A 22,346-nucleotide genomic window follows, 5' to 3' on the forward strand; every position below is an offset into this window, starting at 1 on the left:
GCATTGGCATTGACGCTTGGCGGAGTTTCTGCTGGCACGGTTGTATGTCGACTACGGTATCGACGATAACTTAACTTGCGTTTGGATGAATGCGACGACATGGGGCGCGCGCGGCTCAATCAAAGCAGTCGCCAAAGCCGCTTTTGTCGGATCAGGATGGCCGACAGTTGTTCCAGCGAGTGGAATCGAGCGGAATGACCTGTTGCACAAGGCACAGGTGACGAAAGGCGATAGAAATTTGCTATTCCAACATATGTTCACCTAGCAGCAACTTCAAAAATTTTTCCCGTGTTGCGCTGGATGAATCCCGGTAAAGCTTGTATTTTGCATGCTGATCCGGTTGTTCCGGGTTGATTTCAATACCCCACAGCGGCGTGGTTGTTGTCGGTAGATTGGAATAGCGTACGTCGACCAATACATCCGGTTGTTGCGGGCGGATGGCGAGGAATCCGGCGGAGAAATGACTGAAGCGGGCGATATCTTGCGCCAAGACAGATGAGGCAGGCAGTCTTTTCAGATCGCGTTCGAGCACGAATTTTTCTACTGATTCGCCTGGGTAGACGTGTGGATCGGAAAACAAACCGACGCGGATGGCATCCACATGGAACCTGCCCTCAAATTCGTAGATCGAGCGCCATAGCACCAGATTGGCGAGCGTCGGTTTGACCAGAAGCTGTTCGGCTTGATGTCCGCGTTCGGCGATTAATGTTCGGGCGACAGTTTCGGCGCGTTGCAACTGCAACCAGCCAAACGATAGATAAGCGGCTGCGAGTAGCAACCCAATCCGTGCTGCAGTATAAGTGTGTTTTTTGAAAGCGAATACGGCTGCAATCAACAGAATCATCGTAAAGACCGGATCCAGTACCGAGATGATATTGAGTGCAATGCGCGCATCGCTGATCGGCCAGAGCAAATGGGTGCCATAGCTGGTAAATGCATCCAGCACGCCACTTAAACAATATCCAAGAAAAGCAAATAGATACAGGCGGGCAAACGCTAATCGTTTTCGTAAAAACGGCCATAGCACAAGCGCAACCAACAAAGCACCGAGTGGAACGAATAGTAATGAATGCGTGAAATGACGATGAAATTCGATGTTCAAGAGGGGATCATTTTCTGATTGAATCAGAATATCCGCATCCGCTGCAATTCCGGCAATAAAACCGATACCCGCAGCGAGGCGAGTTTCATTGCGGTGGGTCTTTGACTGCGCCATTGTGGCGCCCAGTAACCCCTGAGTTAATAAATCCATAGTTATTAAGCTAATTTTAATGCTAAAAAGTAAGAAAATTGGATGTAATATCGAAAGAAAATAGGATACAATGGCAAAAGAAAGAGTAGTGATGATTTCATTGCTTTTTCTCAATTATTATCATATGTACTAAAGAATGCAAACGAGTGGATATTTTTTGTTTGTAAATAGCGTCTTTATTAGACGAGTGACTAGTACAATTTCTAGGACAAATGTCCTAGATAAAAGGTCGGCTAGTACTATTTTATTAAATTAATAATTAAGTTAGCATTCTCATCGTAGTTAATAAAACTATGTATGGCTTCATAATCCAACGGTTTTTTGTTTTTTTGCTGTAATGCTTTAACGTTAAGATAAAAGGAGTTTTAATTATGAATTTCAAGAAAAAAACCATTTCACAAGTTGTTGCGGTTGCGTTATGTGGAACATTCGCTGCTGCTGTCCAAGCTGGTCCAGTTGTGATCAGCAATTACACGACTTCTGCAGCGATTGCTGATGCAGGCTACTTCTCTGCAACAGAAGCGAGTGGATTGGGAATGAGCTTTAATGGTCGTGAATATGTCAATCATGGAACTTGGGCATCCAACTATTCTTTGAGCGTTGGCGGATCTCTGGTTGCTGTTGCCGATGAAGCTGTAGGTGGCGATACAAGCAATCCATTTGGTGCGACTGCGATTCCGGTTGGCTCTGCAGTTGAAGTCAACACCAACTTGCCTTTTGGTGCACATGGTTGGACCTTCACTCAAACAGTATCGATTCCAGCAGATGGCCATGTATCTGTTATGATTAACTTAACCAACAATTCAACATCAGTTGCTAACGATGTGATGTGGAGCGTGGGCGTTGATCCAGATCAAGGTATTCCTGTTGGTGGTGGTTTTGGAACACACAATGAAATCTTGGCGACCGGTGGGACAGATGCTGCAGTTAGAGCAACAAGTTCGGATGGTTATATTTTAGAATTGCATAACACCACCAGCGCTTCTGCAACAGCCATTGCGGCTTATGTTGATACCGTATTCGGTTCTTGCTGCGCTCCGATAGATCCAGCGTTTATTTTCGCGACTAACCAAGCCGTTGGTGATTACGGTTTTAACGATCATTCCATTAACCTGGCATTTGATCTTGGAAACGTTAATCCAGGGCAAACTGTTACGATTGGCTATGAATATGTGATGGCTGTTCCAGAACCAGAAACCTATGCGATGTTGCTGGCAGGTCTTGGTTTGATTGGCTTCTCACTACGTCGTCGTAGTGCGTAATTAGATTATAAAATAGAAGCAAACAACAAAAAGCTAACAAATTTACAAGCCGCGGAGAGAATATCTTCGTGGCTTGTTTTTTTGCAACTATCACAAGAACCTTATTTTTCTAATAAATAATCAATATTAATGATGGGGGTTAGAATTTTAGGTTGATCGCGTGCCGTTTCATTAAAAGAAGGAAGAACTGTTTCAAAAAAAGGTATTATCGAACTGGTCGATCCGCTGGTATGTGTAAAACCCCGATTGTGTATTATATTTCTCAGCTTAAATATTGATTCGGTAGCGTTGTATTCCAATATTAAAGTATTGGTGAAAGTAAAAATGAGACTGGTGCTAAACGATGACAACGGATTTCTTCTTGCACTCAAATCGGTAGCAATGGAACTGACGACAATAAATAATTCTTTGCCATTAAAGAAAGCTGTTGCATCTATTGAGTCTAGTGGTCCGGGTAATCCGTCAAATTCGGGAATCCCGGCGTAACCAATTGCAGTATCACTATCAATGCATATCACAGGGTTGTTATTGATAATTCGCGGAATTCCACCCGTTAAATTGAGCCGATATATCCCATTGCCGGTATCTTCTGTTAACTCGAATTTACTTTGAACGAATATGCTGCTGGGTGTGGGGTCATTTGCATCAGTGGCATTCAGGCATTTAAAGCCACTATAAGTGATGCTAACTCCTAAGGCATTTTCATGAAAGAAACATAATACAAAAAGCAGTGTCAGCGGTAATTTCATGGGGTTACCTCATTTCTTAAAAGAAAAGTGACGACTTCGGATTAATATAATACTTAACGATGAGACGAAGAGCTTATGTCAAGCTGCGCAAACGGCTAAAAACATCTCCTACATATTGAATTTGTTCGTATGTATGGGCTGCATTTACGCTGCATCGAACCAATGATTTTCCTTCCGGGGCCGCGGGTGGAAGAATCAGATTCACATAGATATTATTTTCAAGCAACTTCTGCCATAGCAGCAAAGCCTGTTGCGGAGTGTCAACGATTGCCGCGATAACCGGACCTGGATCGGGTCCGAGAACATATCCGGCATCTTTAAGCCGTGTATAAAGTTGTATGCAGTTATGCCATAGTTGTGTGCGTAAGTGATTGCCTTTTCTAAGCAATTCTAATGCGGCACGAGTTGATGCGATGGTTGCTGGTGACGGCGATGCCGTAAAAATATAAGGGTGACTGACATACCGAAGTTGATTGAGTTGCGGATGATTACTGACGCAAAATCCACCGATGCTACATAAGCTTTTACTAAAAGTACCCGTGATAAAATCAACGTCTTTGAGTAATCCGGTTTTCTCGACTAATCCTTGTCCCGTTTCACCTAATACGCCTAGCGAGTGTGCTTCGTCGAGAAGTAAGGTGCCGCCATAAGTGTTCTTCAATTTTACAATCTCAGCTAAAGGTGCTTGGTCTCCAAGCATGCTGTAAATTCCTTCCGCGATAATGAGTGTTGTTTCGACTCGGCTGCCCAGTCGGTGTAATCGTTTCTCCATATCAATCATATCATTGTGTTTAAAACGAATGATATCCGCGCCACTTAAAATACAGCCATCATAGATGCTTGCATGGGAATCGCCATCAATCAGTACTGTGTCTCCAGGTCCGACCAACCCGGTAATTGTTCCCAAGTTAGCTTGGTAGCCCGTAGTAAATACAATGCTGGAATTGCATTGATAAAAGTCGGCAAATTCTCGTTCTAGAGCGCGATGACCAGAATAGCTACCATTTGCCATTCGCGATCCTGTCGTTCCTGTTCCTTCGTTATCAATCGCTTCATGTGCGGCACGAATGCATTCGGGAGCAAAAGTTAATCCCAGATAATTATTTGTACCCAACAGGAGTACGCGGCGATCACCAATTCTTGCTTCGGTTGCTGAATACACTTCTTCAATCGGTATTCCAAAGGCGCCAACACCATCGGGTAACAGTGCTTTTCTTGCTGCTGCAGCAGCATCCAGTTTCTCAAGTAGATTCATTATGATGCAAATTTAATTTTATAGACTAAGTCGGCCAATTCCCTAACAGTTTGTACATCCGCTAACGCATTGATAGGAATTGAAACATCAAAAGTATCTTCAATCTCCATGATAAGATTAAGTAACTTAATTGAGTCGATTGATAATTGACTAATTAGGTTCGTGTCGGGAGTAATTTCTATATTAGAATTTGTTAAAGTGCTAAGACGATCACAGAGAAGTGATGTAATCTCGTTGTAATTACTTTCGGTCATAAGTAGATCAAGTTAATTTAAGAATTAGGCTAATTCCGTCAGCGCATCTTGAAAACGAATTTTTGGCCTCCAAGCTGGCAGCGCTTGCATTAGGGCCGAATTGTCGCAAACCCAATTGCTATGCTGCAACTCATTAACTTTTCCGGGTGTCAGCATCGGAGAATAATGAAATATGCGAGAAAGCATAAGATTTGAGAAAGCGATGCTACGAATAAGCTTGTCGGGTATCGTAACACAGCGTACCGACCGCTTCCATCTCTGCTCCGCTAAATTAGCCAACTGCTGATAACTATATCCATTGGGCATACCATCATCAAGCTCAAAGATACCGCTAACATTATTTTCTGCTACGAGACAAGCTAAAATAGCGGCGACTAAATCAAATACGTGAATTAACCCAACTCGGTTGTTGATCTTTCCCACGACGGGGAGAAATCCACGATGCATGGCGGTGAATAGTGGTTTTAGTTCTTTGTCGCCAGGTCCATATACGGCTGTTGGACGAAAAATAACCCAATGCAGTTTGTTCGAGAAATTGATCAGTTTTTGCTCAGATAAATATTTGCTATGAGCATACCAAGATAATTCAGGTTGACGAGCTGCTAAGGATGAAATTAATAAGAAACGTGGATAGAATTTTTGATTGGTAAGAACAGAAAGAATATTTTCTGTTCCTTTGATATTAACTTGAGAAAATTCCTTAAATGAACTTCCTCTTACGGTAGCTGCGCAATGTATGACAACCGATGCATCTTTGACTAATAGATCCAAAGCTTTGAGGTCATCAAGATCACCACGAATCCATTGGATTTCTTGCTCCGGATTAGGCTGATCTGTTCGGGTTAATGCTCGAACTGACCAGCCTTTCTGGATTAACTCTTGTATGAGTATGCTTCCTATGAAACCAGTAGCACCTGTAACGGCTACTAATTTAGGCATACACAGCTTATCTGTCGCCGGATTCTACAAAAGAAAGCTGACTAGAAACATTCGTTCTTTGAATATAACCTTGTCTAGCAGCAAAGCGAGATAGCTTTCCGGATGAAGTTCTTGGTAAAGTATGAGGTGGAACCAACTCAACAACACAATTGACACCAAATGCCATATAAACAAGTTGCTGTAACCTGGTTGTCAATGATTGACGCTCTGTAACCGTGGTAAGTCTGCATTCAATAACTAAAACAATAGTTGTAGTGCCGTCCTCATCATTGATGCCAAAAGCTGAAGCCTCACGTGATCTTACTTCTGGTTGTTGTTCCGCCAATTCCTCGATGTCTTGTGCGCGAATATTGCGGCCATTCACTATAATGACATCTGTTCTACGCCCTGTAATATACAGATCTCCTTCAAATAAGAAGCCAATATCTCCAGTGTCGAGCCAATTACCGGCTTTAAGCGCTTTATTGGTTTCTTCAGGGTTATTGTAGTATCCGGTCATTAGGCTGTCACCTTGCACTAATACACTTCCTACCATCTTTTCAGATAATTGCTGACCTTCTTCATCTACAATTTTAACAGTATGACCAGGTAAAGGGCGTCCGCAATTAACAAACTCATTTTGCTTGCGACCATCTGCTTGCAGTCTTGCAGCCATTTTCTTGTCAATCAGTGTTTTACTGTCGACTTGAATACTTTTACATCCTTCACCGAGGGGGGAGAAGGTTACTGCGAGTGTTGATTCTGCAAGACCATAGCATGGTAGAAACGCGTTTTTGTCGAAACCAGCCGATGCAAATTTTTCGGCGAAGTTTCTTAAAGTATCAGGGCGTATCATTTCGGCACCAATACCAGCTGCCCGCCAACAATTTAAATCGAGTTCCTTAAGATCAGATTCGCGGACTCGCAACGTGCAAAGTTTCAAGCCAAAAGGCTGACTAAATGCAACAGTACAACGATTGCGACTAATCAACCGAAGCCATTGTAAAGGTCGAATCGCAAAATCCCTGGTTGCCAAATAATCGACGGAAATTTGTGTGACCATAGGAGCTAGAACCAATCCAACCAGTCCCATGTCATGATAAAAAGGTAGCCATGAAGCAGAGCGGTCAGTAGGCCTAATCTGCAAACCATTCCGGACAATTCCTTGCAAATTACTCATTAAAGCCCGTTCTGTGATTACAACACCTCTTGGCGTACGTGTACTGCCCGATGTAAACTGCAAATAGGCAGTTTCGTCTGGAAGATTCGGGAGAATGTTGAAATCCTTCGATGGGGCTTCGCTTAATTTTCCTGGTGTTCCAACCCACTGCACATGATTCGCTTTTGCAGCCGCTTCTTCCAGAAAACTAATGTAATCAAGATTTGCCAGTGCAATACTAGCTTGACTGCTTTCAAGCATCCCGCGTAATTGTTGTACGTAGATCGCATGACTACCGAGATTAACCGGTATCGGCATTGCAAAAGGTACTAAACCAGCATAGCGACATGCAAAAAACAATTCGATAAACTCTGGTGAAGTATCAGCAATAATCGCAACTCGACTACCGCGTGATAACTCAAATCCAGCTAAATTCTGTGCTAAAGCGCGAGCATTCGCTCTGAGTCTGCTATAGGGCAGAACTGAGCGTAAATTACCTTTGGCATCGTAAAAGTTATAGCCTGTCGTGCCATTTGCCGCGTATTCCAATGCACTCGTTAGAGTATCAAAACCAGCTAACCTCTGAGACAGAGAATTAAGGGTTGGCGTTGGTGTTAATTGTATTTCGCTTGAAGGTTGAAAATCAAACGCTTGCGTTAGCGGAGCGTTCAACTTGGTTATTGTCGAACTCAAGATCTTCCCCTCGAAGTAATAGTGCTTGTTATCTTACTTTCTGAAGCAAGATATACCGGTTGAGCGCGCCAACTCTTTTTATTAATTGTTAATAACGGATTATTTGCTGGCTGGAAAATTTTCATTCGAACGCTCACCACTTTCATTGCTTAAAAATATGAGTGTGTCATATTTGACCACACCGCAGCTTATATAATGAGCTTTTTCATGTCAAGGCAATATTGGGAATAGTGTTGTACTAAAACAACATTTGCTGTTACCGGAACTATTCTTGTGTAATAACAAAATTACTTACTCAATCGTGATTGCCGATGCGACTTCTTTCTGCGGTATTTTGGGGCGAAATTTCAACACGATTTCTGCCCTTATGCTTAGCTGAATAGAGTGCCTCATCAGCACGACGTAATAGTAGATTGGTGTCTAATGTATCTGGAAGCGAATCAATGGCAATGCCCAGACTTATTGTTACAGGAATAAACGAATGGTCGACTTGTATGGGTCTGCATGCAACAGCATTACGGAGTCTTTCGGCTGCTTTTAGAGCACCGTCTTGATCATAGGGAGAAATGATCGCCAGAAATTCCTCGCCACCGTAGCGCCCGATATACTCGTGAACACGCGCTGATTGAGTTAATCGGTTAGCGATCTCGCATAGCACAGTATCGCCCGCGAGGTGACCGTAGGTGTCATTGATGTTTTTAAAATGATCGATATCGATCATGATGATAGCGATTCCATAACCTCCTCGTTTGGCTCTCTGAATTTGTTTGTGCAAAATATCGAAAATGGCCATCCGATTCAGCAATCCGGTCAACACATCATGTGTAACACGCTGTTCCAAATATTTCTTTTGCGCTATCAGTTGCTTGTTTTGTTTTATACCTTGGTATAATTGCGCCTTTTCAATCAGGGCGGATAGCTGACTGGCAATTTGTAAAGGTAAATCTTGGTGCAGGTTCGAGTCTTTAAAGACATTCTTTTTGCGGTTGGAGAAGAAAATAAAACCGAGTACTTTTTCTGCTGCATGTAAAGGGCAAATAAGGCACGAGTGAATTCCTTCTTGCAAAATTGCTTGAACCAGCCGGGATGAGGAATGTTCTTCAAGATGAGATTCAAGATCATCAATAATCAGCATTTCCTGAGAATTGAGAATCGTTTGTAGCGCTTTGTCGGACATTGGAATTGATTGACCGATATTCAATACTAAATGCTGATAACAAGCTCGCGACCAATGTATTTTCAGTTTACTTCCTTCACTTTCCAAGAGCGCTAAAGTGATGCGGTCATAAGACAAATGTTCCTTAAATGATTCAAAAATATGATTCAATACATCAATCAGATGAAGATTGAGATTGCACTCGCGCATTATTTGGTAAAGCGACTGAGTTCTTTCTGACTGCCTCTGAAGATAATCAGACAGCGCTTTTAGAGACTTGCCTAAGTGCCCGATTTCATCGTCGCCAATTGGAATATCCGGCGAGAAATCGCCGCGTACCATCGCTTCAGCTGCTTTTTGCAAGGCTAGGATTCGATCATTCTTTTTCATATTTTATGCCTACCGATCATTAAGTAAGTTGGGGCATATGGTTGTATATGGTTGTTTTGGGTCCTTGTTGGCTGGCTTAATGGGTTTTGAGCTTTTCTCAATTCATTAATTCAAAAATATACCGCAATGAATCGTGGCGTTGTTTGGAAATATACAGGTATTCTGAAAGATTTTCAGAATAGCGCTTGATAGTTGATTATTTCCAAACTCTGTCAATGCTAAAATTATTGATACACGGATTCATGCAGACAAGATGATAGGAATTTTAGTGATAACACATGAAGATTTGGGCGAACATTTAATTCGCTGCGCGAGCCATATTTTCGGTATGAGACCACCGCAGCTCATGCATCTTGGTGTTTTTGTTCAGGATGACCCCAGTACAGTGCTTGTTAATGCACGTAGCTTGTTAACGCAGTTGGATAGCGGGAAAGGCGCGTTAATTATTACGGACATACTCGGGGCCACACCCTGCAATATTGCCAGTTGTTTGATTCAACCGGGGAAAGTGGAATGTCTTGCGGGAGCTAACTTGCCGATGTTAATCAGAGCATTGACGTACCGCGCCGAATCGCTTTCGGTGGTGACTGAAAAGGGATTGAGCGGCGGTCAGTCCGGAGTGGTGCAAATCAAAGTGGAATCTTGATCATGCAAATTAAAGAAGTTGAAATTATCAATAAACTGGGATTACACGCACGCGCATCGGCAAAGTTGACCAAACTGGCCAGCCAATTTAAATGTGAGGTTTGGGCAACGCGTAATAACCGGCGTGTTAATGCAAAGAGCATCATGGGCGTGATGACACTTGCCGCCAATAAAGGCTCCCACATTCAACTGGAAACAGAGGGGGATGATGAAGTGGAAGCGATGACGGCTCTGACCGCATTGGTTGAAGATTTTTTTGGTGAAGGTGAATGAGCTTTATTCTGCAAGGCATGGGCGTATCGGAAGGCATTGCCATCGGGCATGCGCACTTAGCTGCTCCCGCTGCTTTAGAAGTAATACATTATTTGATTCCCAAACATCAAGTAGAGAAAGAAATCGCCCGGCTCGATAGCGCTTTTGCGGTGGTGCGTAAGGAGTTTGAGGCATTGCAGAAATCAGTCGCTGATGGACATGCCCGCGCGGAGTTCAGCGCTTTCTTGGATCTGCACTTGATGATTCTGGATGATCCGACTTTGTCAGAAGCCACGCGTAGCATCATTGCACAGACTTACTGCAATGCGGAATGGGCTTTAAAGCAGCAAATGCAAGTGTTGCTGGCGCAATTTGAAGAAATCGAGGATGCTTATTTGCGCGAACGCAAATCCGATGTAATGCAAGTAGTCGAGCGTGTGCTTAAAGCGATGATGGGACATCCCGGGTATTTGCCGGTAGCTTCGAAATTGGCCGGCGATAGTATCCTGGTGGCGCACGATTTAAGCCCTGCCGATGTTATGCAGTATAAGCAACATCAATTTACCGCGTTTCTAACCGATTTAGGCAGCCAAACCTCGCATACTGCAATTGTCGCACGCAGCCTTAATATTCCTTCGATTGTGGCTTTGCATCACGCGCATCAGCTGATTGTGGAGAATGATTGCCTGATTGTCGACGGTACGCAAGGAAACGTCATTGTTAATCCGGATAAGTATGTTCTGGACGAGTACCGTTTGCGGCAAAGCCAGCTTGAACTGGAAAAGAAAAAGCTGCAGCGTCTTAAAAGCGTTGCCGCGGTGACTTTGGATGGCACGCCAATAGATTTATTTGCCAACATCGAACTGCCCGAAGATATCGTTCAGGTAAAAGAAAGCGGTGCAACCGGTATCGGATTATTCCGCAGCGAATTTTTGTTTCTCAACCGCGATGATTTACCGGGTGAAGAAGAACAGTTTGAAGCCTATCGGGCGGTTGCTACCAAAATGCACAAGCAGCCGGTGATCATACGCACATTTGATCTGGGCGCGGATAAGAATATTAAAGGCAGTGAGCAGGTAGCGGCCAACCCGGCATTGGGGTTGCGCGCAATCCGCTTGAGCCTGACGGAACCAAGAATGTTTCATACGCAGCTGCGTGCGATTCTGCGCGCTTCAAAATATGGTGATGTGCGTATTCTTGTACCGATGTTGTCGAACGCGGCGGAGATTGATCAAACCGTGCATCATATCGATTATGCGAAACAAACGTTAAGAGACGATAAGCTTCAGTTTGATGAGCATATCAAGATTGGCGGCATGATCGAAATTCCTGCGGCTGCGTTAAGCCTCGAGTTATTCATGCGAAAATTGGATTTCTTGTCGATCGGTACCAACGATCTTATTCAATATATGCTGGCGGTTGACCGGATAGACGATACCGTCGCGCATCTTTATGATCCGCTTCATCCTGCTGTTTTATGGATGATTTCACATATCATTCAGAGTGCCAATCGTGCCAAGGTGCCGGTATCGATTTGCGGGGAAATGGCGGGCGATAGACACTTTACCCGGCTTTTGCTGGGATTCGGATTAAAGCAATTCTCCATGTATCCGGCGCAGATATTGACCGTAAAAAACCAGATCTTAAAAAGCCACTTGCCCGATATTCTGCCGGTGACGCAAAAAATCATGAAGACGGACCAACCGGAAAAAATGGGTGCATTACTTGCCAAGCTGAATGATATCTAAACTTCTCGTAGCGTCGAATCAGAGTTTTCCTTAGTGAATGTCCCTTTTTTTGGGGATATAATGCCCCATCGATTATTCAGTCATCACTTAGATTTCTCCCAATAAGATAAATGCAAGATTCAAGATCAGTCGGTATCGTAACGCCGCAGTATGTGCAAATTGACAAGCCATTGCAATTGAAAAGCGGGTTGTCGCTCGAGAATTATCATCTGGTGTATGAAACCTACGGACAATTGAATGCGGCGCGTTCCAATGCGGTGCTGATTTGTCATGCGCTGTCCGGTAATCACCATGTGGCGGGTTATTATGCGGAAAATGAGAAAAGTATCGGCTGGTGGGATAATCTGGTGGGTCCTGGTAAGCCTATTGATACCAATCGTTTTTTTGTAATCGGCGTCAATAATCCCGGCGGCTGTCATGGCTCGACCGGTCCGGCCAGCATTGATCTGCGCACTGGTAAACATTATGGTGCGAGTTTTCCGGTGGTGACGGTGGAAGATTGGGTTGAAGCGCAAGCGCAATTGGCTGAGCATTTAGGCATCAAGGAATTCGCCGCTGTAGTGGGTGGCAGTCTGGGCGGTATGCAAGCGATGCAATGGGCGCTGGATTATCCGGAAAAAGTGCGTCATGCCTTGGTGATTGCGGCAGCACCCAAACTGACCGCGCAGAACATCGCGTTTAACGATGTGGCCCGTCAGGCGATTATGACCGACCAGGAGTTTTATGGGGGTAATTTTTACGCCCACGATACGCTGCCGAGACGTGGCTTGCGGCTGGCGCGCATGCTCGGCCATATCACTTATTTATCCGATGATTCCATGGCGGCCAAATTTGGACGCAGTTTGCGTAAAGGCGAATTGTCTTTTGGTTTTGACATTGAATTTGAGATCGAGTCGTATCTGCGTTACCAGGGCGATAAATTTGCCGATATGTTCGATGCCAACAGCTATTTGCTGATGACCAAAGCGCTGGATTATTTCGATCCGGCTGCAGCGTATAACGGCGACTTGAGCGCCGCTTTCCGGGTGGCCACAGCGAATTTCTTAGTGGTCTCGTTTACCTCGGATTGGCGTTTTTCTCCCGAACGCTCGCGCGAGATTGTCAAAGCGCTATTGGATAATGAAATCAACGTGAGTTATGCGGAAATCACTGCCAGTCACGGCCATGATTCATTTTTGATGGAAACGCCTTGTTATCATCAGCTTGTGCGCGCGTATATGGACAATATTTCGATTTAGCAAGATTATGACTGAAACCACCGTATCATCGACTGCTGCACTCCGTCCGGATTTTGCCGCGATTGCCGAATGGATAAAACCGGGCGCAAAAATACTCGACTTGGGTTGCGGCGATGGTTCTCTGTTACGCTATTTACGTGATACCCGCAACGTTTTTGGGTATGGTGTCGAGATCGACGATGACAATTTGCTCAGTTGTTTCCGCAATGGCATTAATGTGATTCAGAATGATTTAGAAGCGGGATTGTCAAGTTTTGCATCGGATTCGTTCGATTATGTCATTTTGTCGCAAACCCTGCAGGCGATGCGGCATACCGAAGGCATCATCAAGGAGATGCTGCGTGTCGGCAAAGAAGGTATCGTGTCGTTTCCTAATTTCGGTTACTGGAAAAACCGCATGCAAGTCATCGCCGGTCACATGCCGGTATCGGAAACGTTGCCGTATCGCTGGTACGATACTCCCAATATCCATCTCTGTACGCTGGGTGATTTTGAAGCATTATGCCAGCAATGCGATGCGCGGATTCTGGAACGAAAAGTGATGAACAATCATGACCGGCCGGTTAATTTCTTACCGAATCTGCGAGGAATGTTGGCTTTTTACCGGTTCGAACGGTTTGCGTAATAGCGCAAACATTTGATTGAAAGCTCTCAGGCGCGATCCTTAACATTCAGGATTGTCCGGCGCGAAGTGCTCCGGTTGCGCTTGAAAAGAATTCATAGTCTCCAATGCGTGTAATTCCGCCGGGCTAAATCCGGCTTTCTGTCTCGCCTCGTAATGAAAGGGACCGGTTATCTGACCGGTGAAGTATTGCGCGATCAATTCGCGAAATGTTCGTTCGGAATCCAATCCACGCTGCAGGCATAAGTATTTGAACCAGTGCGAACCGATGGCGACATGCCCGATTTCATCCCGCAAGATGATTTCAAGGACCGCGGTTGTGTTGTCATCGCCGGCTTGCCGCAAGCGTTTGATCATCCTCGGCGTAACGTCCAGCCCTCTGGCTTCCAATACGCGCGGCACCAGTGCCATGCGTACCAAGGGATCGAACGACGTGCGCATCGCCATATCCCACAAACCATTATGCGCCGGGAAATCGCCGTAATCGCCGCCAAGTTCGTTCAACCGTTCGCGTAGCAATTGAAAGTGATACGCTTCTTCAACGGCTACCTGAATCCAATCACTGTAAAATTGTGATGGTAAATCACGATAACGATAGACCGCGTCCCACGCCAGATTGATCGCGTTGAATTCGATATGCGCTATGGCATGAATGAGCGCGATGAGTCCGGCCTTGGTGCCAAGGCGGCGTTTAGGCACTTCGCCGGGTGCGACCAAAATCGGTTGCGCTGGCCGCCCGGGTTCATCGATCAATTCCGGTTCGTTTTCCGATTCCAGTGTCAGTAAACCTGCGTGCCAAGCTTGCGCGGTTTGCTGCGTCAAATGCAGCTTTTCTGCGATTTCGCAGGCTCTCAGGCATGATTCGGCAGCAGCAGACAGGGATTGCATACTCTTTGTATTCTGCAATTCGATTGGTATTTAAGAAAAAGCAGGTCAGATTTTAACCAAAACGTTATTATAGCCTTGCATTGCGTGCGGACGCATGTGTGCAACCCGAATAATACTTGGACGAATAAACAATCATGCCTAATATTCCTTACGATCCTTCGTTACATGTTTCATTGCCGGAAGGGCAACCGGTCCTGCGCACCGTGCCGATGCCGTCGGATACCAACTACGCGGGCGATATTTTCGGCGGCTGGATCATGTCACAAGTCGACATGGCGGGTAGTATCCCGGCCATCCGCCGCGCCTGCGGACGGGTTGCAACGGTCGCGGTCAATTCCTTCGTGTTCAAGCACCCGGTTTTCGTCGGTGACCTCGTCAGCATTTATGCCGATATCGTCAAAATCGGACGCACTTCGATTGCCGTTGAAGTTGCCGTCTACGCTCAGCGTGGCGTGCGCGAAGGCGGCGAGGAAATCTGCATCAAAGTCACCGAAGCGGTGTTGACGTATGTCGCCATCGACAGCAACCGCAAGCCAAGGGTGGTGCCGGTGGAGTGATTATTTGCCGGAGAACTTTTTCGATTACTTTATTTTCGCTGATTTGTCGGAGTGCATACTCAGATCGAGTATTCAACGCCATTCCTGCGGCGATTACCGGTGAATCGCTTGGTTTTGCCGCTTTAATTCCCATCAGCTTCAAGAATGGTGATGTTTGAGTTCGCAAGTTGCGATAGCCAAGTGAAAGGTATTTTCGAATCGGGATCTCTTGTCAATTTATCCAGCAACCGCCGCTTTTTTTCACCTGCTACCACCAGCGCAATCCGCTCGCTGTTTGCCAATATTTCCAGTGAAAGACTGATGCGTAGCGAAGGTGCAATCGGGGGGGCGACGGCGATGCAGTGATGCGCCGATAGCGAATTGGGATTCATGCCCGGGAATAACGAGGCAATGTGGCCGTCTTCACCTAAACCTAACACGGTCAGACTGACCGGTAACGGCAGGCGATCCAAGCGTTGGTGAATCGTTTCGATGGCGTCGAACGGATTGTCATGCGCGGTTTTCAATCCGACGAAGCGGGCATGTTCCGGAAGGTGTTGCATCAAGCATTGTTTTACCAATCGTTCGTTCGATTGCTCGTCATTAGTGTCGACCCAGCGTTCATCCGACACCGTGACGGTGATCCGGTCCCAGGGTAGCTGACATTTCACCAATGCGGGCAGGTAATGGCGCGGGGTGCCGCCGCCGGGAACGACGAGCGTGGCTTGCGGTTTCCGGCTTAAGGTGTCGCGTAGTGCGGCTGCGGCAAAATCGGCAAAGCCTTGGCTTAACGATTCAATATCCGGGTAGGTGCGTCTTTGCATCGTGGCGCTGCCAACGTTATTGCACTAATCCGCGTAAATTCGGAACGACTTCGATATGTGCCGGAAACGGGTTGGGGTCGCCGGGAAAGACGCGGCCCAGGAAAGCGGTGTTGTTGGCTTGCGCGCCTTCCAGGTCGGCCATGGCGTCGCCGATCATCAGTACTGATCCGGGTTTCAAGCCGTGTACCGATAGGATTTCCGCAATGATGGTTTTTTTCAATGCCGGAGCGCCGCGTACATCGGTGAAATAAGGCGCGAGGCCGCGGCGCTCGACGATCACCTTGAGCTCGGCTTCCGGAGTGCCGGAGGCGACAAACAATGGGATTCTGCCGGATTGTTGGCGAATCAATTCGATTGCGCCAGGCACCGGCTCGGCGGCGACCACGGCTTCGACCACCAGTTCGGAAAAACGGATATCGAGCTGTTGCTCTTCCGCTTCGGTCAATGGCGGTTGGTGCAGGAAATGTTCCTGAAAATGGCGGAATTTACGGTAGCGCGACATGCCGCCGTTTTGCGTATGGAATTGCACCACTTGCGCGACGATGTCGTCACCGTAAGAGCGGTAGAGCTCGGCGAACGCTTGGGTTTTGATTTTACCGGATTCGACCACGACGCCGTCGAAATCGAAAATGATCGCCTGCCAGTTGAATGATGGCATCGCATCAAGCCCGGTTATCCGGCGTGGCCGGGGTGGCGTCGCCGTTTTCGTCGCCGTGGTGCAGATCCTGGTGAATTTCCCGCAAGCAATCGAGCATGCCTTGCCCCAGATCGACGTGTTCGTTCAGTACCAATTTGCGGCCGATCTTCGGTTGGAATGCATACGGCGTAATTTTGTAGTGATGCACGGTATTGGCTTCGTCAAAATGTAATTCGACCGGCCACGGCATCATTTCCGAAATCATCGTCATGACATCCCTGATGCGTAATTTTTCCTGACCGGTCAGGATCAAGTGGCGGTTAGCGAATTCCGGCGCCAGCACTTGCACGCTCATGCGCGCCGCGTCTTCGACATGAATGTATTCGCGCATGGCTTCGCCGCTGCCTTTGTAGGTAATCGAATGGTGCTCGATCGCTTCGCGCAGCATGCGGTAAATACCGTTGCGCTGGTCGGCGCGGCGGCCGTACAGCGAGCCGTAGCGCAGAATGTTGTAATCCAGGCCGTAACGTTCGTGGTAAGTTTCGGTAAAGCGTTCCGCCGCTTGCTTGCTGGCGCGGTAAAACGAACCGGATTCGGAGTACACGTATACGGTGCTGGCAAACACAAACCGCCGGGCGCCAGCGATGCGGGCGGCTTCGAGCGTGTGCATATTGCCAAGTACATTGATGGTCGCGGTTGGGATCGGTTTGTCGTGTGCTTCGTCGATGTCAGCAATCGCTGCAAAGTTATACACGATCGAGGCACCCTTGGCGGCTTCGATAACTTGTTCAAGATTCATGATATCGCCGACGATCATTTCCTGATTGCTTTTCAGAAAAGGCGATGCGACCCGGTCGAATAATCGCACCTGATATCCCGCTGCCGTCAAGGCATCGGCGACATGACTGCCGAGAAAACCGCTGGCGCCGAATACGATCACTTTTTCATTGGAAATGGCTGTCATGAGATTGCACCTGTTTTGATGAGGCCTTGCAATAAATTGTCCGCTGCTTCGATTTCCATGCGTTGACGCGATTCCCGGGCCAGCGATCCGACATGCGATGTCAGGGTGATGTTGTCAATATCGAGCAGCGGGCCTTGATACGGCTCCTGTTCAAACACGTCGAGCGCTGCAGCGCTGACTTTGCCGGATTTGAGCGCATCGGCCAGCGCATTCTCGTCGATCAATCCGCCGCGCGCGGCGTTGATGACGATCGCTTCCGGTTTCATCGCCGCGAATGCTCCGGTATTCAACAAGTGATGCGTATCGGTGGAATACGGCAGGTGCAGCGTGATGATATCGGCGCTTGCGAGCAGTCGCTCCAGGGATACTAATGCCACGCCATCCGGCACTTGCGATGCAAACGGGTCGTGCGCGATCACGCTGGCTTCAAACGCTTGGCACAAGCGCGCGATGCGGCGGCCAATATGCCCCAAGCCGATGATGCCGATGGTTTGCGCCGCTAACAGACGGCCTTGCGTGCGCGGCCATTCTTTTTGGCGAACGGCACGATCGATACTGGCGGTTTGCCGCAGCAAGCTCAAAATAAATCCCATCGTTAATTCAGCAACCGCCTGTGCCGGTGCTTCCGGCGTGTTCAACACCGTGATGCCGCGCTGTTTGGCGGCACTCAAATCGACGCTATCCAGCCCGGCGCCACAACGGGAAACAACTTTCAGTTGCGGCGATGCGTGAAAAACCCGTTCGGTTAACGGTTCGATTCCGGCGATCAGGCCGACCGCGCCATCGCCCAGTAGCTCGATAATTTCATCTTCGGTGAGCTTGCGTTTGTGCGGGTTGGTGACGATGCGCATGCCTTTTTGCCGCAATTGTTGCAGCGGTGGGTTGTTGTCGATGTCAAACGACGAAGTGGAAATAACCAAAGTGTTCATTATTTTTTCAGTGCGGTGCGGATGATTTGTAAGTGGTTGCGGCAAATGGCGTCGAGAATGCGGATATCCAACGCGTAGCCGAGGAAATTGAAGCCGGCTTCGATGCGTTGTTGCAAGGCTTGCGGATCGGGTTCGATGACATGAATGCCGCCGGGCTTGCCAGCGCGGTGACCGGCTTCGAGCACTTGCGCGATGGCGGCTTGCACGTCAGAATGGTTCAAGTCGCCGGGACGCCCCATCGAACCGGATAAATCGTATGGACCGATGATATACGCATCGATGCCGGGTACTGCAAGGATTTCATCGATGGCTTTGACCGCATCGACATGCTCGATCATAACGACGATTACCGCATTTTCTTCCAACCAGGCGCGGTAGGTAGGAAAGCTGGCGCCGTAGCCTTGCGCGCGCGCCAATCCGACACCGCGTTGCCCGCGCGGCGGGTAATAGACGCCGTCGACTGCGGCTTTGGCATCGGCAGCGGACTTGATCATCGGCACCATAATGCCGGTCGCACCGGCATCCATGACGCGCTTGATTTGATCGGGATGGTTCGAGGTCAGGCGCACGATCGCCGGGCATTGCTTGGCGTCGAGCACCTGGATAATGGCTTGTACTTCGTTCAGTTCCAACACGCTGTGCTCGGTATCCAGCACCAGCCAGTCGAACCCGGCGGACGCCATGATTTCGGCGATCGATGGATGGCCCAGCGTGACCCAGGAGCCGATGGTCAATTCAGACCGGTTCAATTTTGTTTTTAATGACATGATGAATTCGGATTCTAGTAGTGGGAAAGCAACGGATCGGATGCCATCAATTTCTCGACGCGTTGCAGATCGGCCGTGGTATCGACCGCTTGCGTGTTGTATTCGGTATGCACCATGCGCACCGGCAGGCCGTGTTCGAGTAAACGCAACATATCGATCGATTCTAATTGCTCCAAGGGCGTCGGCGTCAGGCGGGTGTATTGAAACAGCAGGTCACGGCGGAACGGGATGATACATACTTGCTTATAGGCGGCGGTATTGGCAAAGCCGTTTTTGGCCAGGGTCGGGATCGGACGGCGCGACATATACAGCGCATTGCCGTTTTGATCCATCACGACTTTGATGGTGTTGACGTCGAGATAGTCGGCTTCATGATCGATTTTTTTGACCAGATTGACGCAACCAAGCTGCGGATCGTGTTTGAACGGCGCAACCGCGGTATCGACCATGTTCGGGTGCGTCATCGGCTCGTCGCCTTGCACCATCACGATTAAATCCGCATCCAGATTGGTTACCGCCTCGGCAACGCGATCGCTGGCGCGTTCATGGGTATCGGCGGTCATAATGACCCTGGCGCCAAAACCTTCCGCAATGTCACGGATTTCTTCGTCGCAAGTGGCGATATAGGTAGCATCGATCGATTGACTCATGGCTACGCGTTTATAGATATGCTCGATCATCGGACGGCCGAGGATTTTCGCGACCGGTTTGCCCGGAAAACGGGATGAGCCCATGCGGGCCGGAATAACAGCGATTGTTTTCATGGAAATTTCGTAGATTGAGTGAATGGCTGGGTTAAAAAAACTGGTCAAAAACAATGTGCTGATTATCAGGTTTTTCTACTGTTCTGGGCAATATTTATTGCTGGATTTTTAGATTTGTTGCGTCGGCCGTATTATTTTGAGCAGGAGTCCGCTGCGCTGCTGGTAATTGAGAGGTTGCCAGAGTAAAATGGCGCGCTTCACAGAATCTACTGTTAAATTTAGGAAAAATTTGCGATGGTGCGTTTCCTGAAAATTATGATCATCTAACGACAGTCATGAAAGCTCTTTTTTTTCTCCGCCACTATAACGATATCGATCATGTGACACCGGTCATATACAAATGGATCAGTTCCGGTCATCAATGCGATGTCGTATTGATCGGTTCCGCGCAGTTCCGCCGTGATTTTCGTGTCAAATATCTGAGTCAGTTGCAGGGTGTGCGCGTTGCGCATATGAAAGAACTGTTCCCGTTGCTTGAATATATCAAATGGCGCTTGCAAATGTTAATGCTGACACGCAATGTGCGGCGCATCAAAGTGATCGGCAGGATCGCCGAGAAATTGGCCGAACGTATTGACGAGCGGCAGCGCGAACCGTTGTGGCGGCATACCGCCGAATTTCTGCTGAATCGTTGTTTTGGCAACGATACCAAAGGTGTGGTGGCGTTTGATTGGATCGAAAGAAATTCGGTAATTTGCGTGGAATGGGTGGAAGTCGTCGTCGCTATTGCCAGACACCGGGGGTTCGGCACGGTATCGTTGCCGCACGGTGATAGCCCCCATTACAGCCAATTAATCCGCCGCGGCGAACGGCGCGTCGAACCGGATGTCACGTTTTCGGCAGCGACTATTTTCGACCGGGTGGTCGTTCCTAACGAGTTATGCTCGGTGCGCTTCCGTCCTTTTATGAACGAGGGCCGGTTGGCAGTGTTGGGATCGCCTCGCTACTGCGAAGAATGGTTAAAAATCCTTTCCGGCTTGATGCCGCCGTCGCCGCTGGTACGCTCCGATAGCCGGTTGAAAATTGTCATGTTCTTGCGCAAAGCCAATTTCACCACTTTCTGGGAAGAGGTGAGCGAAGTGGTGCATCTGATCGCCGAATTTCCCGATGTGGAATTGATTATTAAACCGCATACCCGTAGTGGTTGGAAGCAATCTCTCACAACCGACAGCTCCATCAAAAAATTGCCGAATGTCCGGGTTGCCAGCGATGATGCGCATTCGGTGCATTTGATGAATTGGGCTGATGTCATTATCGATTTGGCGACGTCTGTGGTGTTCGAAGCGGTGCGGGCGAAAAAGCCGGTTTTGGCGGCTGATTATTTAATCGCGGCGCGCTCCGCCGTTGCTTATTACATGCCGGAAACGGAATTGAAATGCCGCGATGATGTGTACGAAAAGATTAATGGTTTTCTAACCAGTGGAGTCAATTCTTTCTATATCGAGGAACACCGGCAGCGTTTCTTAGAGGAAATGCTGGATTATCCGGATGCCAATGTGTTACCTCGTTATGTATCCTTGCTGGAACAACTGGCGAGTTGACAAGTGAGTTGCCATACCGGTGCATAGTTTTTACCGATGAAACCATAAGGTGGTGAGATGCGGGCAAAAGATATTTTAAACGAACTGGTGGTGGCGGCTTACAAATTGAAAGGCGGTTATTCGGATGTCATAGTCCGAGGCCAGCATTTGCGAATTTCCGTCGATCACTTGCGTACGCTTAATCGCGCCCGGACTTATTCTAAGAAAGAGCCGGATACGCTCGACTGGCTGGATAGTTTTGAACCGGATTCAAGTTATTTCGATATCGGCGCCAATATCGGCCAGTATTCGCTGTATCCTGCGAAGAAATACGGCGATCAGGTGAAAACTTTCGCGTTCGAGCCGCAGAGCAGTAATTACTACGCATTGAACAAAAATATCTATCTGAACAATCTGAGCAATTACATTTTGTCTTACTGTGTTGCGGTTTCCGGGAAAAGCGAGTTTTCCAAATTGTATATTCCCAAATTTATTCCCGGCAGCAACCGTGCGCAGTTCGGACATGAAGATCTGGAAAACATGAAAATGGCGGCCACGCATGTGCAAGGAATGTTCGGTGTGACATTGGATGATTTGTGCGCGCATTGGGGGTTTCCGTATCCCAATTACATGAAAATCGATGTCGACGGCATCGAAATCCCGATCCTCGAAGGCGCAGCGGCGGTGTTGAAAAATCCGGCGTTGAAGTCGGTCATCATCGAGCTTGGAACCGTCACCGAACAAGAAAAAGCGATTGCATTGATGCGGCAGGCCGGGCTTGCCGTTACTCAACGGCCTTCGAAGAATTGGGGTGAAGCCTACTTGATTTTCGGTAGAGCTTGATTTGTCGGGTACCTTTAAAAATTCAGTGTTTTAAACAAGACGAGGCGGGAACAAAAAATATTGACGTAACATATAAATGAT

At 47.6% G+C, this 22,346-nt stretch carries 25 protein-coding genes; 11 read left to right on the top strand and 14 right to left on the bottom strand.

From position 1 onward, the window contains the following. Positions 1–16: 16 nt before the first annotated feature. Entirely contained in the window at positions 17–265 is a 249-nt protein-coding gene (locus KF839_RS01170; RefSeq protein WP_292915979.1) for a hypothetical protein, read from the top strand. Here KF839_RS01170 and KF839_RS01175 read toward each other — a convergent pair. Then, a complete protein-coding gene (locus KF839_RS01175) occupies positions 242–1,252 on the bottom strand; it encodes a metal-dependent hydrolase (protein ID WP_292915980.1) in 1,011 nt (336 codons plus the stop codon). The genes KF839_RS01170 and KF839_RS01175 overlap by 24 nt on opposite strands. Positions 1,253–1,623: 371 nt before the next feature. Here KF839_RS01175 and KF839_RS01180 point away from each other — a divergent pair, with 371 nt between their 5' ends. Continuing rightward, positions 1,624–2,514 (top strand): PEPxxWA-CTERM sorting domain-containing protein, encoded by an 891-nt coding sequence (locus KF839_RS01180; protein ID WP_292915981.1) that lies wholly within the window; start codon positions 1,624–1,626, stop codon positions 2,512–2,514. A 101-nt stretch (positions 2,515–2,615) separates the two neighbouring features. On the opposite strand, the gene KF839_RS01185 is transcribed toward KF839_RS01180, so the two are convergent. From KF839_RS01185 to KF839_RS01210, 6 genes are all read right to left on the bottom strand, one after another. Further along, the gene (locus KF839_RS01185; RefSeq protein WP_292915982.1) at positions 2,616–3,263 is read right to left on the bottom strand and encodes a hypothetical protein; all 648 of its coding nucleotides are present in this window, start codon (positions 3,261–3,263) and stop codon (positions 2,616–2,618) included. Between the two features lie 73 nt (positions 3,264–3,336). Beyond that, on the bottom strand, positions 3,337–4,518 hold the full coding sequence (gene spt / locus KF839_RS01190; RefSeq protein ID WP_292915983.1) for a serine palmitoyltransferase: 1,182 nt from the start codon (positions 4,516–4,518) through the stop codon (positions 3,337–3,339). Continuing rightward, positions 4,518–4,772, bottom strand: coding sequence for an acyl carrier protein (locus KF839_RS01195; RefSeq protein ID WP_292915984.1), 255 nt, complete (start codon positions 4,770–4,772; stop codon positions 4,518–4,520). The genes spt and KF839_RS01195 overlap by 1 nt, the downstream gene beginning before the upstream one ends. Before the next feature lie 24 nt (positions 4,773–4,796). After that, positions 4,797–5,711 carry an NAD-dependent epimerase/dehydratase family protein gene (locus tag KF839_RS01200; protein ID WP_292915985.1) on the bottom strand — a complete coding sequence of 305 codons (915 nt, stop codon included), beginning with the start codon at positions 5,709–5,711 and terminating at the stop codon, positions 4,797–4,799. A gap of 7 nt (positions 5,712–5,718) precedes the next feature. After that, positions 5,719–7,542, bottom strand: coding sequence for a fatty acyl-AMP ligase (locus tag KF839_RS01205; protein ID WP_292915986.1), 1,824 nt, complete (start codon positions 7,540–7,542; stop codon positions 5,719–5,721). Between the two features lie 295 nt (positions 7,543–7,837). Beyond that, positions 7,838–9,088, bottom strand: a complete 1,251-nt coding sequence (locus KF839_RS01210) for a diguanylate cyclase (RefSeq protein WP_292915987.1) — start codon at positions 9,086–9,088, stop codon at positions 7,838–7,840. A 253-nt stretch (positions 9,089–9,341) separates the two neighbouring features. Between KF839_RS01210 and KF839_RS01215 the strand changes: the two genes are divergently transcribed. The 5 genes from KF839_RS01215 to metW all read left to right on the top strand — a co-directional run bounded on the left by KF839_RS01215 (position 9,342) and on the right by metW (position 13,596). Further along, positions 9,342–9,734 carry a PTS sugar transporter subunit IIA gene (locus KF839_RS01215; protein WP_292915988.1) on the top strand — a complete coding sequence of 131 codons (393 nt, stop codon included), beginning with the start codon at positions 9,342–9,344 and terminating at the stop codon, positions 9,732–9,734. A gap of 2 nt (positions 9,735–9,736) precedes the next feature. Beyond that, complete coding sequence (locus KF839_RS01220; protein WP_292915989.1) at positions 9,737–10,006, top strand: HPr family phosphocarrier protein; 270 nt, start codon at positions 9,737–9,739, stop codon at positions 10,004–10,006. After that, positions 10,003–11,733, top strand: coding sequence for a phosphoenolpyruvate--protein phosphotransferase (gene ptsP, locus KF839_RS01225; RefSeq protein ID WP_292915990.1), 1,731 nt, complete (start codon positions 10,003–10,005; stop codon positions 11,731–11,733). The genes KF839_RS01220 and ptsP overlap by 4 nt, the downstream gene beginning before the upstream one ends. A gap of 110 nt (positions 11,734–11,843) precedes the next feature. Beyond that, a complete protein-coding gene (gene metX / locus KF839_RS01230) occupies positions 11,844–12,971 on the top strand; it encodes a homoserine O-succinyltransferase MetX (RefSeq protein WP_292915991.1) in 1,128 nt (375 codons plus the stop codon). A 7-nt stretch (positions 12,972–12,978) separates the two neighbouring features. Continuing rightward, positions 12,979–13,596, top strand: coding sequence for a methionine biosynthesis protein MetW (metW, locus tag KF839_RS01235; protein ID WP_292915992.1), 618 nt, complete (start codon positions 12,979–12,981; stop codon positions 13,594–13,596). Between the two features lie 39 nt (positions 13,597–13,635). On the opposite strand, the gene KF839_RS01240 is transcribed toward metW, so the two are convergent. After that, positions 13,636–14,481 (bottom strand): ferritin-like domain-containing protein, encoded by an 846-nt coding sequence (locus tag KF839_RS01240; protein ID WP_292915993.1) that lies wholly within the window; start codon positions 14,479–14,481, stop codon positions 13,636–13,638. A 134-nt stretch (positions 14,482–14,615) separates the two neighbouring features. Here KF839_RS01240 and KF839_RS01245 point away from each other — a divergent pair, with 134 nt between their 5' ends. After that, positions 14,616–15,038 (top strand): acyl-CoA thioesterase, encoded by a 423-nt coding sequence (locus tag KF839_RS01245; protein WP_292915994.1) that lies wholly within the window; start codon positions 14,616–14,618, stop codon positions 15,036–15,038. A gap of 122 nt (positions 15,039–15,160) precedes the next feature. Here KF839_RS01245 and pgl read toward each other — a convergent pair whose 3' ends face one another. The 6 genes from pgl to KF839_RS01275 are packed head-to-tail and all read right to left on the bottom strand — an operon-like array spanning position 15,161 to position 19,902. Beyond that, complete coding sequence (gene pgl / locus KF839_RS01250) at positions 15,161–15,841, bottom strand: 6-phosphogluconolactonase (protein WP_292915995.1); 681 nt, start codon at positions 15,839–15,841, stop codon at positions 15,161–15,163. 16 nt (positions 15,842–15,857) lie between these two features. After that, positions 15,858–16,499, bottom strand: a complete 642-nt coding sequence (locus KF839_RS01255; protein ID WP_292915996.1) for an HAD family hydrolase — start codon at positions 16,497–16,499, stop codon at positions 15,858–15,860. A gap of 4 nt (positions 16,500–16,503) precedes the next feature. After that, positions 16,504–17,442: an NAD-dependent epimerase/dehydratase family protein gene (locus tag KF839_RS01260; protein WP_292915997.1), complete on the bottom strand. Its 939-nt coding sequence runs from the start codon at positions 17,440–17,442 to the stop codon at positions 16,504–16,506. Next, entirely contained in the window at positions 17,439–18,371 is a 933-nt protein-coding gene (locus KF839_RS01265; RefSeq protein ID WP_292915998.1) for a phosphoglycerate dehydrogenase, read from the bottom strand. Before KF839_RS01265 ends, KF839_RS01260 begins: the two co-directional genes overlap by 4 nt. Next, a complete protein-coding gene (locus KF839_RS01270) occupies positions 18,371–19,138 on the bottom strand; it encodes an HpcH/HpaI aldolase family protein (RefSeq protein ID WP_292915999.1) in 768 nt (255 codons plus the stop codon). Before KF839_RS01270 ends, KF839_RS01265 begins: the two co-directional genes overlap by 1 nt. A 14-nt stretch (positions 19,139–19,152) precedes the next feature. Next, positions 19,153–19,902 (bottom strand): 3-deoxy-manno-octulosonate cytidylyltransferase, encoded by a 750-nt coding sequence (locus KF839_RS01275; protein WP_292916000.1) that lies wholly within the window; start codon positions 19,900–19,902, stop codon positions 19,153–19,155. 18 nt (positions 19,903–19,920) lie between these two features. On the opposite strand from KF839_RS01275, the gene KF839_RS01280 reads away from it, so the two are divergent. The 3 genes from KF839_RS01280 (at position 19,921) to KF839_RS01290 (ending at position 22,265) form a co-directional block, all read left to right on the top strand. Beyond that, positions 19,921–20,088, top strand: coding sequence for a hypothetical protein (locus KF839_RS01280; protein WP_292916001.1), 168 nt, complete (start codon positions 19,921–19,923; stop codon positions 20,086–20,088). Between the two features lie 89 nt (positions 20,089–20,177). Then, positions 20,178–21,443, top strand: coding sequence for a hypothetical protein (locus KF839_RS01285; RefSeq protein ID WP_292916002.1), 1,266 nt, complete (start codon positions 20,178–20,180; stop codon positions 21,441–21,443). A gap of 57 nt (positions 21,444–21,500) precedes the next feature. Continuing rightward, positions 21,501–22,265 carry an FkbM family methyltransferase gene (locus KF839_RS01290; RefSeq protein ID WP_292916003.1) on the top strand — a complete coding sequence of 255 codons (765 nt, stop codon included), beginning with the start codon at positions 21,501–21,503 and terminating at the stop codon, positions 22,263–22,265. The last annotated feature ends 81 nt before the right edge of the window (positions 22,266–22,346 follow it).

Source organism: Nitrosomonas sp. (assembly GCF_019635155.1).
Lineage (GTDB): Bacteria > Pseudomonadota > Gammaproteobacteria > Burkholderiales > Nitrosomonadaceae > Nitrosomonas.

Bases quoted from the DNA above. Each gene is read 5' to 3' on its own strand.
- KF839_RS01175 (WP_292915980.1), bottom strand. From the start codon at position 1,252: ATGGATTTATTAACTCAGGGGTTACTGGGCGCCACAATGGCGCAGTCA.
- KF839_RS01180 (WP_292915981.1), top strand. From the start codon at position 1,624: ATGAATTTCAAGAAAAAAACCATTTCACAAGTTGTTGCGGTTGCGTTA.
- KF839_RS01185 (WP_292915982.1), bottom strand. From the start codon at position 3,263: ATGAAATTACCGCTGACACTGCTTTTTGTATTATGTTTCTTTCATGAA.
- spt (WP_292915983.1), bottom strand. From the start codon at position 4,518: ATGAATCTACTTGAGAAACTGGATGCTGCTGCAGCAGCAAGAAAAGCA.
- KF839_RS01195 (WP_292915984.1), bottom strand. From the start codon at position 4,772: ATGACCGAAAGTAATTACAACGAGATTACATCACTTCTCTGTGATCGT.
- KF839_RS01200 (WP_292915985.1), bottom strand. From the start codon at position 5,711: ATGCCTAAATTAGTAGCCGTTACAGGTGCTACTGGTTTCATAGGAAGC.
- KF839_RS01210 (WP_292915987.1), bottom strand. From the start codon at position 9,088: ATGAAAAAGAATGATCGAATCCTAGCCTTGCAAAAAGCAGCTGAAGCG.
- KF839_RS01215 (WP_292915988.1), top strand. From the start codon at position 9,342: ATGATAGGAATTTTAGTGATAACACATGAAGATTTGGGCGAACATTTA.
- KF839_RS01220 (WP_292915989.1), top strand. From the start codon at position 9,737: ATGCAAATTAAAGAAGTTGAAATTATCAATAAACTGGGATTACACGCA.
- ptsP (WP_292915990.1), top strand. From the start codon at position 10,003: ATGAGCTTTATTCTGCAAGGCATGGGCGTATCGGAAGGCATTGCCATC.
- metX (WP_292915991.1), top strand. From the start codon at position 11,844: ATGCAAGATTCAAGATCAGTCGGTATCGTAACGCCGCAGTATGTGCAA.
- metW (WP_292915992.1), top strand. From the start codon at position 12,979: ATGACTGAAACCACCGTATCATCGACTGCTGCACTCCGTCCGGATTTT.
- KF839_RS01240 (WP_292915993.1), bottom strand. From the start codon at position 14,481: ATGCAATCCCTGTCTGCTGCTGCCGAATCATGCCTGAGAGCCTGCGAA.
- KF839_RS01245 (WP_292915994.1), top strand. From the start codon at position 14,616: ATGCCTAATATTCCTTACGATCCTTCGTTACATGTTTCATTGCCGGAA.
- pgl (WP_292915995.1), bottom strand. From the start codon at position 15,841: ATGCAAAGACGCACCTACCCGGATATTGAATCGTTAAGCCAAGGCTTT.
- KF839_RS01255 (WP_292915996.1), bottom strand. From the start codon at position 16,499: ATGCCATCATTCAACTGGCAGGCGATCATTTTCGATTTCGACGGCGTC.
- KF839_RS01260 (WP_292915997.1), bottom strand. From the start codon at position 17,442: ATGACAGCCATTTCCAATGAAAAAGTGATCGTATTCGGCGCCAGCGGT.
- KF839_RS01265 (WP_292915998.1), bottom strand. From the start codon at position 18,371: ATGAACACTTTGGTTATTTCCACTTCGTCGTTTGACATCGACAACAAC.
- KF839_RS01270 (WP_292915999.1), bottom strand. From the start codon at position 19,138: ATGTCATTAAAAACAAAATTGAACCGGTCTGAATTGACCATCGGCTCC.
- KF839_RS01275 (WP_292916000.1), bottom strand. From the start codon at position 19,902: ATGAAAACAATCGCTGTTATTCCGGCCCGCATGGGCTCATCCCGTTTT.
- KF839_RS01285 (WP_292916002.1), top strand. From the start codon at position 20,178: ATGAAAGCTCTTTTTTTTCTCCGCCACTATAACGATATCGATCATGTG.
- KF839_RS01290 (WP_292916003.1), top strand. From the start codon at position 21,501: ATGCGGGCAAAAGATATTTTAAACGAACTGGTGGTGGCGGCTTACAAA.